The organism is Klebsiella sp. S69 (assembly GCF_016516145.1).
Classification (GTDB): Bacteria; Pseudomonadota; Gammaproteobacteria; order Enterobacterales; family Enterobacteriaceae; genus Klebsiella; species Klebsiella oxytoca.
The window spans coordinates 176,185-190,862 of sequence record NZ_JACVUU010000011.1 but is presented as its reverse complement, the minus strand read 5'-3'; the positions used below and the strand labels follow the sequence as shown (position 1 = coordinate 190,862).

The 14,678-nt window shown below is 54.5% G+C and carries 12 protein-coding genes; 4 read left to right on the top strand and 8 right to left on the bottom strand.

Translation table 11 applies throughout. From position 1 onward, the window contains the following. The first annotated feature begins 452 nt into the window (after window positions 1–452). Window positions 453–1,154 carry a FadR/GntR family transcriptional regulator gene (locus IAE27_RS13050; RefSeq protein WP_004107328.1) on the top strand — a complete coding sequence of 234 codons (702 nt, stop codon included), beginning with the start codon at window positions 453–455 and terminating at the stop codon, window positions 1,152–1,154. Between the two features lie 12 nt (window positions 1,155–1,166). Then, window positions 1,167–2,564 (top strand): multidrug transporter subunit MdtD, encoded by a 1,398-nt coding sequence (gene mdtD / locus IAE27_RS13045; RefSeq protein ID WP_004107327.1) that lies wholly within the window; start codon window positions 1,167–1,169, stop codon window positions 2,562–2,564. Here the strand turns inward: mdtD and rbsR are convergent. The 7 genes from rbsR to kup form a co-directional block, all read right to left on the bottom strand. After that, entirely contained in the window at window positions 2,561–3,544 is a 984-nt protein-coding gene (gene rbsR, locus IAE27_RS13040) for a ribose operon transcriptional repressor RbsR (RefSeq protein WP_004107325.1), read from the bottom strand. The genes mdtD and rbsR overlap by 4 nt on opposite strands. 12 nt (window positions 3,545–3,556) lie before the next feature. Next, window positions 3,557–4,489: a ribokinase gene (rbsK, locus tag IAE27_RS13035; RefSeq protein WP_024274853.1), complete on the bottom strand. Its 933-nt coding sequence runs from the start codon at window positions 4,487–4,489 to the stop codon at window positions 3,557–3,559. Window positions 4,490–4,587: 98 nt separating this feature from the next. Then, on the bottom strand, window positions 4,588–5,478 hold the full coding sequence (gene rbsB, locus IAE27_RS13030) for a ribose ABC transporter substrate-binding protein RbsB (RefSeq protein ID WP_154022659.1): 891 nt from the start codon (window positions 5,476–5,478) through the stop codon (window positions 4,588–4,590). 27 nt (window positions 5,479–5,505) lie between these two features. After that, on the bottom strand, window positions 5,506–6,471 hold the full coding sequence (gene rbsC / locus IAE27_RS13025) for a ribose ABC transporter permease (RefSeq protein ID WP_004855792.1): 966 nt from the start codon (window positions 6,469–6,471) through the stop codon (window positions 5,506–5,508). A gap of 5 nt (window positions 6,472–6,476) precedes the next feature. Beyond that, on the bottom strand, window positions 6,477–7,982 hold the full coding sequence (gene rbsA / locus IAE27_RS13020) for a ribose ABC transporter ATP-binding protein RbsA (protein ID WP_004116764.1): 1,506 nt from the start codon (window positions 7,980–7,982) through the stop codon (window positions 6,477–6,479). Between the two features lie 10 nt (window positions 7,983–7,992). Next, window positions 7,993–8,412, bottom strand: a complete 420-nt coding sequence (gene rbsD / locus IAE27_RS13015) for a D-ribose pyranase (protein ID WP_004116762.1) — start codon at window positions 8,410–8,412, stop codon at window positions 7,993–7,995. A gap of 182 nt (window positions 8,413–8,594) precedes the next feature. Then, window positions 8,595–10,463, bottom strand: a complete 1,869-nt coding sequence (gene kup, locus IAE27_RS13010; protein ID WP_004107313.1) for a low affinity potassium transporter Kup — start codon at window positions 10,461–10,463, stop codon at window positions 8,595–8,597. A gap of 217 nt (window positions 10,464–10,680) precedes the next feature. Here kup and ravA point away from each other — a divergent pair, with 217 nt between their 5' ends. Further along, the gene (ravA, locus tag IAE27_RS13005) at window positions 10,681–12,180 is read left to right on the top strand and encodes an ATPase RavA (protein ID WP_004116756.1); all 1,500 of its coding nucleotides are present in this window, start codon (window positions 10,681–10,683) and stop codon (window positions 12,178–12,180) included. Beyond that, complete coding sequence (gene viaA / locus IAE27_RS13000) at window positions 12,177–13,625, top strand: ATPase RavA stimulator ViaA (protein ID WP_004107310.1); 1,449 nt, start codon at window positions 12,177–12,179, stop codon at window positions 13,623–13,625. Before ravA ends, viaA begins: the two co-directional genes overlap by 4 nt. Window positions 13,626–13,632: 7 nt before the next feature. Here viaA and asnA read toward each other — a convergent pair whose 3' ends face one another. Beyond that, window positions 13,633–14,625 (bottom strand): aspartate--ammonia ligase, encoded by a 993-nt coding sequence (gene asnA, locus IAE27_RS12995; RefSeq protein WP_004116752.1) that lies wholly within the window; start codon window positions 14,623–14,625, stop codon window positions 13,633–13,635. Between the last annotated feature and the right edge of the window lie 53 nt (window positions 14,626–14,678).

Sequence of the window (14,678 nt, the reverse complement as noted above, 5' to 3'; positions counted from 1 at the left end):
TAATGAATTACGTGTTCACTCTTTGAGACTTGGTATTCATTTTTCGTCCGAGGACGTTAAGAATCCATGTCACTTTGAGTGCCCACACAGATTGTCTGATAAATTGTTAAAGAGCAGTGCAACGCGGCTTTCGCTCACCGTTGCGAGGTGGCGTATAATACGCTTTCCTCATTCAGAGTCAAGCGTTTAATTTCGCTTTTCTCTGCCGGCATTCATCGCTGAATCCCGCTGACCCGGCGGGCTGTAAGCCGTTGTTCCGTGTCAGTGGGAGCGCATTATAGGGAGTAATTACGAAGTGACAAGGGGAAATTTCAAAAAACTTTTCAACCGCCTCTTTTTTCATCATTACGCCGTGTAATGTAGCAAAAAAGCGGCGTTTTGCCGTTTTAACCAACGAAGCACGCCGCCAGATGGCATACTGATAAGGTAAAAAAGAGAAAGGAACGGCATTTATGTCTTTAAGCGCACAGCAGTTGGCGGCACAAAAGAACATCTCCTGGGTATTAGCGGAGAAACTAGCTCAAAAAATCCTGACCGGGGAATACCCGCCAGAAAGTATCCTTCCCGGAGAGATGGAACTGGGTGAGCAGTTTGGCGTGAGCCGTACGGCCGTGCGTGAAGCGGTTAAAACGCTTGCTGCGAAAGGGATGCTTTTACCTCGTCCACGGATCGGAACGCGGGTGATGCCCCGCAGCAGCTGGAACTTTCTCGATAAAGAACTACTCGCATGGTGGTTAACGGAAGATAATTTCGCTGAAGTTGTCGGCCATTTCCTCGTTATGCGCGAAAGCCTGGAGCCCCAAGCCTGTTTTCTGGCGTCAACCTCAGGCACGCCGGAGCAGAAGGCTCAACTCAACGCTTTGATGGAGGAGATGGTTGAGCTAAAGAGGAACTTTCAGCGCGAGCGCTGGATTGAGGTCGATATGGCCTGGCATGAACATATATATGAAATGAGCGGCAATCCTTTCCTGACCTCTTTCGCTTCTTTATTTCATTCGGTTTACCACACCTACTTCACTTCGATTACCCAAAATGAAGTGGTGAAGCTGGATCTCCATCAGGCAATCGTTGATGCCATTCTGGATAGCGACGGCTTGCGAGCGCTGAGCGCCTGCCAGGCGTTGTTGAGTGCCCCCAACCATTCCGACAAATAGTAAAGGTATCGAATGACCAAAAAGAAAGCCCGCAGTATGGCCGGGCTGCCATGGATCGCAGCGATGGCTTTTTTTATGCAGGCGCTTGACGCTACCATTCTGAATACGGCCCTTCCCGCTATCGCCCATAGCCTTAACCGTTCACCGCTTGCGATGCAATCGGCCATTATCAGCTACACGTTGACGGTAGCCATGCTTATCCCGGTCAGCGGTTGGCTGGCCGACCGCTTCGGCACGCGGAAAGTATTTATCATCGCCGTCAGCCTGTTTACCCTCGGTTCCCTGGCCTGCGCGCTTTCCAACTCCCTGATGGAACTGGTTATCTTCCGCGTCATTCAGGGCATCGGCGGAGCAATGATGATGCCGGTTGCGAGGCTGGCGTTACTGCGCGCCTATCCGCGCAGCGAACTGCTGCCGGTACTCAACTTCGTCACCATGCCTGGCCTGGTCGGCCCTATCCTCGGCCCCGTGCTCGGCGGCGTACTGGTGACCTGGGCAAGCTGGCACTGGATATTCCTGATTAATATTCCCATCGGCATTATCGGAATCGTCTACGCTCGCAAGTACATGCCGGATTTCACCACGCCACGACGGCGCTTCGACACGCTCGGTTTTATCCTCTTTGGCCTGAGCCTGGTGCTGTTTTCCAGTGGAATCGAGCTGTTTGGCGAGAAGATTGTTGCCACCTGGATGGCTCTGGCCGTTATCGCCCTGAGCATCGTTTTAATGTGGGCCTATATTCGCCACGCTCGCCGTCATCCCACACCGCTCATTTCGCTATCCTTATTTAAGACGCATACCTTCTCTGTTGGGATCGCGGGAAACCTGGCCACGCGCCTGGGCACCGGCTGCGTTCCGTTCCTGATGCCGCTGATGCTCCAGGTTGGCTTCGGCTATCCGGCGATTATTGCTGGCTGCATGATTGCGCCTACGGCTATCGGTTCCATTATTGCGAAATCAACCGTCACCCAGATACTTCGCTGGTTCGGCTACCGTAAAACGCTGGTTGGGGTCACGGTATTCATCGGCCTGATGATTGCTCAGTTTTCGCTGCAATCTCCGGATCTGTCGATCTGGATGCTGCTGCTGCCGCTATTCGTTCTGGGGATGGCGATGTCCACTCAGTTCACCTCAATGAATACCATCACGCTCGCCGATTTAACCGATGAAAACGCCAGCAGCGGCAACAGCATGCTGGCCGTTACTCAGCAACTCTCTATCAGTCTCGGGGTCGCCGTTAGCGCGGCGGTGCTGAGGTTTTATGAAGGATTTGATAGCGCAAATACCATTGAGCAATTTCATTACACCTTTATTACCATGGGGGCTATCACCGTGGTATCGGCGCTGGTATTTACTTTATTAAGAGCAAAAGATGGCCGCAACCTGATTAAAGAGCGGCATAAGCGTTAGGCTGAGCCACGAACCACCAGCTCAGGCGTTAACTGCACGCGCTGCTGTTTTTGTCCCGGATCGGCCATGCGGTGAATCAGCACATCGATGGCCAGTTCGCCCAGCTCATCTTTCGGTTGATGAATTGTGGTTAGCGGCGGCGTCATATAGCGCGCCAGTTCGATGTCGTCATAACCCACCAGCGCCATGTCCTGCGGAATACGCAGGCCGCTCTGGTAAAGGGCCTGATAGGCGCCCACCGCCATCGCATCGTTACCGACAAATACTGCCTGCGGTAGCTCTGACAGCGTCAGCAGCGTCTGCATGGCGCTGAATCCGCCGCCAAATTCAAAATCGCTGCTAATCACATATCCTTCCGGTACCGCAAGTCCGGCTCGAGTCATCGCAGCCTGATATCCCTCCAGGCGCAATCGGGCTGGCGTTTTATCCAGCGGACCCGCGATACAGGCAATCCGACTATAGCCCTGGTCAATCAGATACTGGGTCGCCATATCGCCGCCGAGCAGAGAGTTATCCTGAATCAGATCGCTATCGCCGTCGAACGGCGCCCAGTCCATCATCACCGTCGGTACAGAAGGATAGCGCTGCATAATTTCCGGCGAAGGCTGATGAGTTTCAGTGCACAACAGGAGTAAACCATCGACGCGCTTTTGCATCAGCGTCTCAAGATTACGGTTCATCCGCTGCTCATCGCCTTCGGTATTACACAGCACCAGGCTATAGCCTCGCTCAAAGCAGCTACGTTCCACGCCGCGCACTAGCTCCGAATAAAACGGGTTGGTACTGGCGGTAATAAGCATGCCTATGGTGCGGGTTTGGTTTAATTTAAGGCTGCGCGCCAGCGCAGACGGCGCGTAGTTCAGGCTTTTAATCGCGGCATCGACTTTAGCGGTAATTGCTTCGCTAACGAAACGATCTTTGTTGATGACATGAGAAACCGTCGAAGTGGAAACGCCCGCTATGCGGGCTACATCCTTCATGGTGGCCAAGCGTTACCCCTGTTGACGTAAAAATTCGTCTATTTCTTTTCGCCAGGGCACGGAGGGCTGGGCCCCTTTGCGGGTGACGGCGATAGCGGCGGCGGCATGGGCAAAACGAATCGCCTGCGCCAGTTCACTACCTTCAAGCAGCGCGGTGACCAGCGCACCATTAAAGGTATCGCCAGCGGCTATGGTATCTACCGCCTGCACTTTAAAGCCGGGCACCCGACGACCTTCACCTTCGCAGCTGGCCCATACGCCACGGCTGCCAAGGGTAATGATCACCGTACCGATACCTTTATCATGGAGCACTTTGGCGGCTTTTGCCGCATCATCGTCGCTTTCCACGCGCACGCCGGTGAGCTTTTCCGCTTCGGTCTCGTTAGGGGTAATGATATCTACCAGCGTGAGCAGCTCATCGGGCAATTCACGTGCCGGCGCCGGATTGAGGATGACTGAGGTTTGATTCTGGTGAGCGATTTTCGCCGCGGCCAGTACGCTTTCCAGCGGTGATTCCAGCTGCATCAGCAGCGCCTGCGCGCCAGCAATACGCTCTTTTTCCGCATCAACCTGCGCAACGGAGAGCGCGGCATTAGCACCGGCATGAATACCGATAGTATTCTCACCTTCAGCGTTAACAAAAATCAGCGCCACGCCGGTTGATTCTCCGGTGACGGCTCTGACCGGCGAAACGTCAATATTGTCGCTTTCCAGCTGGTGACGAACGCGCTCGCCAATGTCGTCATCGCCGGTACAGGCGATAAAGGAAATATTAGCCCCGCTGCGTCCGGCAGCAACGGCCTGGTTTGCGCCCTTACCGCCAAAAGCGACCTGATAGTGATGACCGGTAACGGTTTCACCAGGCGTTGGGAAGGCGTCGAGATTCAGGATGTGATCGGCGTTGATACTGCCAAGGACGACAAGTTTGCCTGCGGTTTTCATAATCAATATTCCCGGAAAGCGCGCCACCGGGATCCGGTGGCGCATGCCCTGCTTTTCTTTATTATGTTGTCCCTCGGACCGTCGCCGATCCGAATCGCACATTATTGCTTAATGACCAGTTTCAACTCAACCGGGTAGCTGGTATCCACTTTTTCGCCCTTCAGCACTTTATCGGCGGTCTCAACGCCTTTAACGCCGATCTGCTCCGGTAGCTGGGCGATGGTCGCAGCCAGTTTGCCACTATTAACCGCTTTTTCGCCATCCGGCGTGCCGTCAAATCCAACAACCATCACATCAGATTTGCCTGCCGTTTGTAGCGCACGCAGCGCGCCCAGCGCCATTTCATCGTTCTGGGCAAATACCGCCTGCACATCAGGATGCGCCGTCAGCAGGTTCTGCATGACGTTCAGACCCTTGGTACGGTCAAAATCTGCCGGCTGGCTGGCCAGTACGTTAAACTTGTGCGCAGCAACGGCCTGCTGGAAACCTTCGCCACGTTCGCGCGCCGCGGAGGTCCCGGCAATGCCTTGTAGTTCAATGATCTTCGCGCTTTCGCCGACTTTCTTCGCGATATAGTCGCCGGCCATATTACCGCCCAGCACGTTGTCAGATGCAATATGGCTTACCACGTCGCCTTTTGACGCCTGACGGTCGAGGGTGATAACCGGAATTTTCGCCTGATTAGCCAGCTTCACGGCGTTACCCACCGCATCGGAATCCGTAGGGTTGATCAGCAGCAGTTTGGTGCCACGAACGGTTAAATCCTGAACGTTAGCCAACTCTTTGGCCGGGTTATTCTGGGAATCCAGTACCACCAGGTTATAGCCAAGTTTGTCCGCTTCTTTTTGCGCGCCATCCTTCAGCGAGACAAAGAACGGGTTGTTAAGGGTAGAGATAACCAGAGCGATAGTATCTTTTGCCATCGCGTTTGCGCTTACGGTCGCACTTAACGCTACAGCAGAGACCAGGGTCGCCAGTTTTTTCATATTCATAGTTAAGATGTCCTGTAGAGTTCTCAGTTACTGCTTCTTGTTATCTACCAGTACCGCCAGCAAAATGACCACCGCTTTCACGATCATCTGGTAATAGGATGAAACGCCTAATAAATTCAGGCCGTTGTTCAGAAAGCCAAGGATCAACGCACCAATCAGCGTGCCGACAATACGGCCTTTACCGCCCGCGAGGCTGGTACCACCGAGCACCACCGCCGCAATCGCATCCAGTTCATATCCTGTGCCCGCCGTCGGCTGCGCGGAAGAGAGACGCGCGACCTCAATAATCCCGGCCAGCGAGGCCAGCATGCCGCACAAAGAATAGACGATGATTTTAACTTTATTCACGCTGATGCCGGAAAGGCGCGTTGCCGCCTCGTTACCGCCGAGCGCATAAATATAACGGCCCAGGCGAGTATGGTGCAGCATGTACCAGGCGGCCAGGAAAACGATCGCCATAATCCACACCGGCGTTGGGATCCCCAGCGGACGACCAATCCCGAACCAGCCGAACAGATCGGCGTTGTCGGTAAAGCCGGTATTTACCGGGCTTCCATTGGTATACACCATCGTCACGCCGCGCAGCAGCAGCATCATGACCAGCGTAGCGATAAATGCCTGCACGCGCCCTTTCGCCACAATCACGCCGGTCACGGCGCCGATAGCCGCGCCTAATGCCAGCGCAGCGGCCACGGCCACCAGCGCGTTGACCTCAATCCCGACAATTGAAGCAGCAACCGCGCCGGTCAGAGCCAGCAGAGAACCGACGGACAGGTCGATACCCGACGTCAGGATAACCAGCGTCATCCCTACCGCCATAATGGCGTTAACTGAAGTCTGCTGCAGAATATTGAACAGGTTATTCACGGTAAAAAAGTTGGGGCTCATGGTCGAGACAATCGCAATCAGCACCAGCAGGGCAATCAGCGATTTTTGCTCCATCAGCCACGCTTTTGTGAAGTAGCGACGACCAGAAACAGCCGGGTTATTCATCTTTTTTACTCCTGATTCACACGATTAAGCTTGCCCACAGCGGCAGCCATCAATACTTCCTGGGTGGCCTGCTCGCGTGTGAATTCACCGCCGAGATGCCCTTCATGCATCACCATGATGCGATCGCTCATGCCCAGCACTTCCGGCATCTCCGAAGAGACCAGAATGATGCTCAGACCTTCGGCTTTGAACTGGTTAATCAGCTGGTATATCTCTTTCTTTGCCCCAACATCCACGCCGCGTGTCGGCTCATCAAGGATCAATACCTTCGGGCGGGTCATCAACCCGCGGGCTATCGCGACCTTCTGCTGATTACCGCCGGAAAGCAGCCCAATGGCCTGCTCCATCGAAGGCGTTTTCACGTTAAACAGGCGGATAAAATCACTCACCGCCTGTTGTTCATCTTTGTGCTTGAGACTACCGCCGCCGCGGCTGAAGTAACGCAGCGCGGTCAGCGACATGTTTTCTTTAACCGACATGCCGAGCACTAAACCGTCGCGCTTACGGTCTTCTGAGATGTAGACGATTCCGTTGGCCAGACCATCCTGCGGGGAGCGCGTAACAACTTCGCGTCCATCCAGCGTGACCGAACCGCTGCTGCGCGGCAGCGCACCGTACAGTACCTTCATCAGCTCGGTGCGCCCGGCGCCCATCAGCCCGGCGACGCCGAGAATCTCGCCCTGACGCAGAATAAAGGAGATATTTTCCACGCCCGAACCGCACAGGTTGTCGACCTTAAGACGAACAGCGCCCGGGGCTTTGTCCAGATGCGGGTACTGATCTTCCAGCTTACGGCCGACCATCATCTCAATCAGCAGATCTTCATCCAGACTGGCCACTTCACGCTCGGCGATAAACTGCCCATCGCGAAATACCGTGACGTCATCGCAAATCTCGAAGATCTCTTTCATACGGTGGGAGATATAGACAATACCGCGCCCCTGCGATTTCAGTTCGCGGATTACGCGGAACAGGGATTCGGTCTCGGTGTCGGTCAACGCATCGGTGGGCTCATCCATAATGATGACCTTCGACTCAAAGCTCAGCACCTTAGCGATCTCAACCATTTGCTGATCGCCTATCGATAAATCCCCCACCAGCTTCTGGCTGTTAAAACGCAGATTCAGCTTTGCCAGCAGCTTATCGGCTTCGGCGTACATCGTTTTCCAGTCTATTTTGCCAAAGCGATTCACAAATTCACGGCCGAGGAAAATGTTCTCGGCGATCGTCAATTGGGGGATCAGGTTTAGCTCCTGGTGGATGATGCCAATTCCGGCTTCCTGAGAAGATTTGGGGCCGTTGAAGGTGGTCTCTTTACCCAACCACAGCAGCGAACCGGCATCGCGGGTGTAAATGCCGGTCAACACTTTCATCATCGTGGATTTACCGGCGCCGTTTTCCCCGACCAGCGCCATCACGCGGCCCGGATATACGTTTAGCGAGGCGCCGGAGAGCGCCTTGACGCCAGGGAACGATTTATCGATCCCTTTTAATTGCAATAAGGCTTCCATAGCGGCGACCTCAGAACGTCACGCCGGCACAGAGAATAACGTTCGCATACGGGGAACATTCCCCGCTGCGAATCACCGCCTGACTATCTGCGGTTTCTTTTTTAAACTGCTCATGGCTGGTGTAACGAATTTCAATGGTGTTTCCCTGGTGTTGCTGCAGCTGCTCAAGATGATTGAGCAACGTCGCGTGGAGCTGCGGATTAAGCGTTTTAATCTCTTCCGCGAGGATAGCCGCTTCAACCTGCATTTCGCTCGTCACCACCTCCAGAACCTGCATGAAGGAGGGCACCCCGTGGGTTAACGCCATATCGATACGGGCGCTGCTGCGGGGAACAGGTAACCCGGCATCGCAAACTACCAGCGTATCGGTATGACCCAGGCGGGAGATGACCGACGAAATTTCAGCATTGAGGACGGTACCTTTTTTCATTTTCTCTTTTACTCCACTAGCGAAACGTTTCGCTGGTATAAGTATTAGCAATAAGAGAACAGAAAACCATCACCAGATGTGAGAATTGTGATCGTCATCGAAACGTTTCGCAAGCCTGAAGAGTTAAAGCCAGAAGCGTTCAAATAAACAAAAAGCCCTTCATCAAGAAGGGCTTTAGCGCATCAGATTTCAACCTGGGTGCCGAGCTCAATAACCCGATTCGGCGGGATTTCGAACTGGTCAGGCGCTCGCAGAGCGTTGCGCTGCAGCAGAAGATAAAGCTTGCCGCGCAGGCGCAGGTACCATGGCCGCTTGCCGATGATCAGCGACTCATGAGACATAAAGAAGGAGGTCTCCATCATCCGGCAGCTCAGGCCTTCCAGCCCACAGCGGTGGAAAACTTCTTCGACATTCGGCGTTTCCCGCCAGCCGTAGCTGGCTACGACGCGCCAGAACGATGGCGAAATCTGCTCAATCTGTACGCGACGAACGTTATGCACGTACGGCGCATCTTCAGTACGCAGCGTGAGCAAAATCACCCGCTCGTGCAGCACCTTATTATGCTTAAGGTTATGCAACAGCGCGAAAGGAATGACGTTCAGCGCCCGCGACATATAGACGGCGGTACCCGGAACGCGGACCGGCGGCGATTTCTCCAGAGAAGAGATCATCGCTTCCAGAGAATTACCGTGCTCATGCATCCGACGCAGAAGGCGGAAACGCTCGCTTTTCCAGGTGGTCATGATGGTAAACATCACCAGGCCGAGGGTCAGAGGCAGCCAGCCGCCGGAGACGATTTTATCGAGGTTCGCGGAAAAGAGCGGGATATCAATGCACATAAAGGCAACCAGCAGCAGCGCCACAACGAACTTATTCCAGTGCCAGTTTTGACGCGCTACCGTCGTGAACAGAATGGTGGTCAGCACCATCGTCCCCGTCACCGCAATACCGTAGGCCGCCGCCAGATTCGAGGAGTGCTCAAAGTTAACAATGACGATGACCACCGAGATATAGAGCAGCCAGTTGATAAACGGAATATAAATCTGCCCGGACTCCATTTCCGAAGTATGAATAATCCGCATCGGCGACAGGTACCCCAGGCGCACCGCCTGCCGGGTTAGCGAGAAGACGCCAGAGATAACCGCCTGTGAAGCGATAACCGTCGCCAGGGCGGCAATAATCAGCATGGGAATGAGCGCCCACTCGGGCGCCAGCAGAAAGAACGGGTTTTTAATCGCTTCCGGGTGTTTGAGCAGCAGCGCGCCCTGACCAAAGTAGTTAAGCACCAGTGAAGGCAGTACTACCGAAAACCAGGCCAGGCGAATCGGCAGTTTACCAAAATGCCCCATATCCGCGTACAGCGCCTCCACGCCGGTAATCGACAGCACTACCGCGCCCAGCGCCACAAACGAGACGGTTTTATATTCGAGGAAAAAGTGTACCGCCCAGTAAGGATTCAGCGCCTGCAGCACTTCCGGGTTAGCAAAGATACTGCGCGCACCCAGTACCGCCAGCAGCAGGAACCAGATCAGCATAATCGGCGCGAACAGCTTACCGACCATGCTGGTACCGTGCTTTTGAATGGCAAATAGCAGCGTCAGAACGATGATGGATATGGGCACCACCCACGTATCCAGGTCCGGGGCGATAATTTCCAGCCCCTCTATCGCCGACATCACCGAGATGGCAGGCGTAATCACCACCTCGCCATAAAAGAAGCTGCCGCCGATAAGCCCAAGGATCACCAGGATGGAGGTTGCGCGCGCGGAGGTGTTTCGCCCCGCCAGCGACATTAACGTCAGGATCCCGCCTTCGCCGGCATTGTCTGCCCGCATCACGAAGGTGATGTATTTGAGTGATACGGTGAGAATTAATAGCCAGAAAATGAGCGACAGGAAGCCAAAAACAGCATCACGCTCAACGCCAAAGCCAAACTGGCCGGACAGACATTCACGAAGTGTATACAGTGGACTGGTACCGATATCGCCGTATACCACGCCGATTGCCGCCAGCGTTATTGCCGGCAGCGATTGCTTATTATCAGTGCTCATAGACTAGTCTTTTCGTTTATAAAACAAATGTGTGCCTAGTCCCTTGGCCCACAAAAAGCGCACAGTATGCACGATTATTTGCTGAATCGTACCCCTAACTGACATCATCTTAACCTGACTCAAAGAAAATAAATCGATTCTTCAGGCTATTACCACCCCTAAGCAAACATCTATACTCGACCTAACAACGACATTCTAAAAAGCACGCAACTCTATTATGGCTCAATCACATTTACTGGCAGAAAGAATTTCCCGGCTCAGCGCCGCTCTGGAAAAAGGACTCTTCGAACGCAGCCACGCCATTCGCCTTTGCCTGCTTGCCGCACTCAGCGGCGAGAGCGTTTTTCTGCTGGGTCCACCGGGCATTGCCAAAAGTCTGATCGCCCGACGCCTAAAATTCGCCTTCCAGCAGGCTCGCGCATTTGAGTACCTGATGACGCGTTTTTCCACGCCGGAAGAAGTTTTTGGCCCGCTCTCCATTCAGGCGCTAAAAGATGAAGGACGCTACGAGCGTTTGACCGCGGGTTATCTTCCGGAAGCCGAAATTGTTTTCCTCGATGAGATCTGGAAAGCTGGCCCGGCGATCCTCAATACGCTGCTGACGGCAATAAACGAACGTCATTTCCGCAACGGGGCAACCGAAGAAAAAATCCCTATGCGCCTGCTGGTGGCGGCGTCGAACGAACTCCCCGAAGCAGACAACAGCCTGGAGGCGCTATACGATCGGATGCTTATCCGTTTATGGCTGGATAAGGTTCAGGATAAAACCAACTTCCGCTCAATGCTGATAAGCCAGCAGGACGAGAACAGTAACCCCGTCCCGGCGAATCTACAGGTCAGCGACGAGGAGTTTCAGCAATGGCAGCAGGATATCGGCAGCGTTAAGCTGCCGGACAGCGTTTTTGAACTTATTTTCCAGCTGCGCCAGCAGTTAGATACGCTGCCGAACGCGCCGTACGTCTCAGATCGTCGGTGGAAAAAAGCCATTCGTCTGCTGCAGGCCAGCGCCTTTTTCAGCGGCCGCGACACTATCGCGCCAATAGACCTGATCCTGCTGAAAGATTGCCTGTGGCACAATATTGAGACGATGAACCTGATGTCCGCGCAGCTGGAGACCTTAATGACCAGCCACGCCTGGCAGCAGCAGGCGATGCTCACTCGCCTGGGGTCGATTATCCAACGACGTATTCAGCTTCAACAGCAGCAAAGCGATAAAACCGCGCTAAAAGTAAACCGTCTTGGCGGTATGTTCAGCCGTAAACCTCATTATGAACTGCCCGCTGAAGTGCAGGAACCCACGCTGACGCTGCTCCTCCAGCAGCCGCTTAAGCTGCACGATCTGGAAGTGATTCATATTACGTTTGTTCGTGAAGAGCTTGCTCACTGGCTGGAGAAAGGGGGTGAGATTCGCGGCAAGCTCAACGGTATTGGTTTTGCCCAGCCGCTGAATATGGATGTCGATACCAGCCAGCATCTGGTCGTGCGCGATGTCAGCTTACAGGGGTCGCGACTTTCCCTGCCCGGTAGCGAATCGCGGGAAAATATGCCGGCCGAAATCCGGCAGCAGCTGGAAGCGCTGGACGACGAATGGCATCAGCAACATAACCGCTTCAGCGAACAGCAGAAATGTCTGTTTATTCCCGGTGAGTGGCTGGGACGCATTGAGGCCAGCCTGCAGGACGTCGGAACGCAGATTAAACAGGCGCGTCAGTCATGACGCTGGACATGCTGAATGTCATGCTGGCAGTCGGCGAAGAGGGTATGATCGATGAGATGCTGCTGGCGCTGCTGGCAGCACCTCAACTGGCGGTATTCTTTGAAAAATTCCCGCGCCTAAAAAATATTATCGCCGCCGACATTCCGCGCTGGCGGGAAGCGGTCAGATCGCGACTCAAAGAGACCAATATCCCCCCCGAGCTGGATGCGGAGGTTCAGTGTTATCAGCAATCACAGCGACTTTCTACCTCGCAGTTTATCGTCCAGCTTCCGCAAATTTTGAGCCAGCTGCATAAGCTGCACTCCCCTTTTGCCAGCCAGGCCCAGCAGCTGGTGGATAACAACAGCACCTTTACGCCAGCGCTGCACACGTTATTCCTCCAGCGCTGGCGCTTGAGTCTGGTGGTGCAGGCAACCTCACTTAATCAGCAACTGCTGGATGAAGAGCGCGATCAGCTACTGAGCGAAGTTCAGGAACGCATGACCCTCAGCGGCCAGCTGGAGCCGGTGCTGGTGGAAAATGACAATGCGGCGGGACACCTGTGGGACATGAGCGCTGGCGAGCTGAAGCGAGGCGATTATCAGCTGATCGTTCGCTACGGCGACTTTCTAAGCCAACAACCCGAGCTCATGCAGCTCGCTGAACAGCTGGGACGCTCACGTGAAGCGAAAGCGGTGCCGAAAAAAGATGCGCCGATGGAAACCTTTCGCAGCCTGGTGCGCGAACCGGCCACCGTACCGGAGCAGGTGGACGGGCTTCAGCAGAGCGACGATATTCTGCGTTTGTTGCCGCCAGAGCTGGCTACCCTCGGTATCACCGAGCTGGAGTTCGAGTTCTATCGTAAGCTGGTTGAAAAGCAGCTGCTGACCTATCGGCTTCACGGCGATGCGTGGAAAGAAAAGATCACCGAACGGCCGGTCACTCGCCAGGATTTTGATGAACAGCCGCGCGGACCCTTTATCGTCTGCGTCGATACTTCCGGCTCAATGGGCGGTTTTAATGAACAGTGCGCCAAGGCGTTTTGTCTGGCGCTAATGCGGGTCGCTCTGGCGGATAACCGCCGCTGCTTTATTATGCTGTTTTCCAGCGAGGTGGTGCATTACGAACTTACCGGCCCGCAGGGGCTGGAACAGGCGATCCGCTTTCTGAGCCAGCGCTTCCGTGGCGGCACCGATCTGGCCAGCTGTTTCCGGGCAGTGATTGAGCGTATGCAGAATCCGCAGTGGATCGATGCCGATGCGGTAGTCATTTCAGATTTTATCGCACAGCGCTTGCCGGATGAGGTGATCAATAAGGTGGGAGAGCTACAGCATAAACATCAGCATCGCTTTCATGCGGTGGCGATGTCGGTACACGGCAAGCCCGGTATTATGCGCATTTTCGATCATATCTGGCGCTTTGATACCGGGCTGCGTAGCCGCCTGCTGCGACGCTGGCGGCGTTAATCACGCATTAAAGAAGAGCGGCAACGCTTTGACGAACCTGTGTCGGCCATACGCCGCACTGTACCTGGCCGATATGGTCAAGCTGCAGGAGCAGCATCGTCAGACGAGACTGACCAATGCCGCCGCCGATAGTCTGCGGCATCTCTCCGCGCAGCAGCGCCTGGTGCCATTCCAGCTGCAGGCGATCTTCATCACCGGTAATCGCAAGCTGGCGCTTCAGCGCTTCGGCATCCACGCGGATCCCCATTGAAGAGAGCTCGAAGGCATCTTCCAGAACCGGGTTCCATACCAGAATATCGCCGTTCAGACCGGCATAGCCTTCAGCAGCCGGCGTGCTCCAGTCATCATAATCCGGCGCGCGAACATCGTGGCGCTGACCATCGGAAAGCTTGCCGCCGATGCCGATCAGGAATACCGCCCCCAGCTCTTTAGCAATCGCCCGTTCACGACCTTTGGCATCAAGATCCGGATAGCGGCTTAAAAGCTCCTCGCTATGAACAAACTGGATCGTCTCCGGCAGAAACGGCTTGAGGCCAAATTCTTTACTGACGGCGTCTTCGGTAGCTTTGATCCCGGCATAGATCGCTTCAACGGTCGATTTCAGCGTTCCGCAGTGGCGTTCTCCGTCACCCATTACGCGCTCCCAGTCCCACTGGTCAACGTAAACGGAATGGATGGGCGTTAATCGGTCTTCATCGGGGCGAAGGGCCTTCATGTGCGTGTACAGCCCTTCGCCCGCGCTGAAGTCATGTTGTCCCAGGGTTTGACGCTTCCACTTCGCCAGTGAATGAACCACTTCGAACTGGGCGTCTGGCAGTGTTTTCACTTTAACCTGAACCGCTTTTTCGCAACCAGAAAGGTTATCCTGAGTTCCATCGCCCACGCGGCTTAAGATCGGCGCCTGAACTTCGATCAGGCCGAGCTTCTCTTCAAGCTGACGGGAAAAGTGTGACTTAACGAAACTAATCTGGCGTTGTTTTGCGATGTATGCGGTTTTCATTTTTTATAACTCCTGCGTCCTGTTGCCATTGATTAAGCAACAAAACAGCGCTG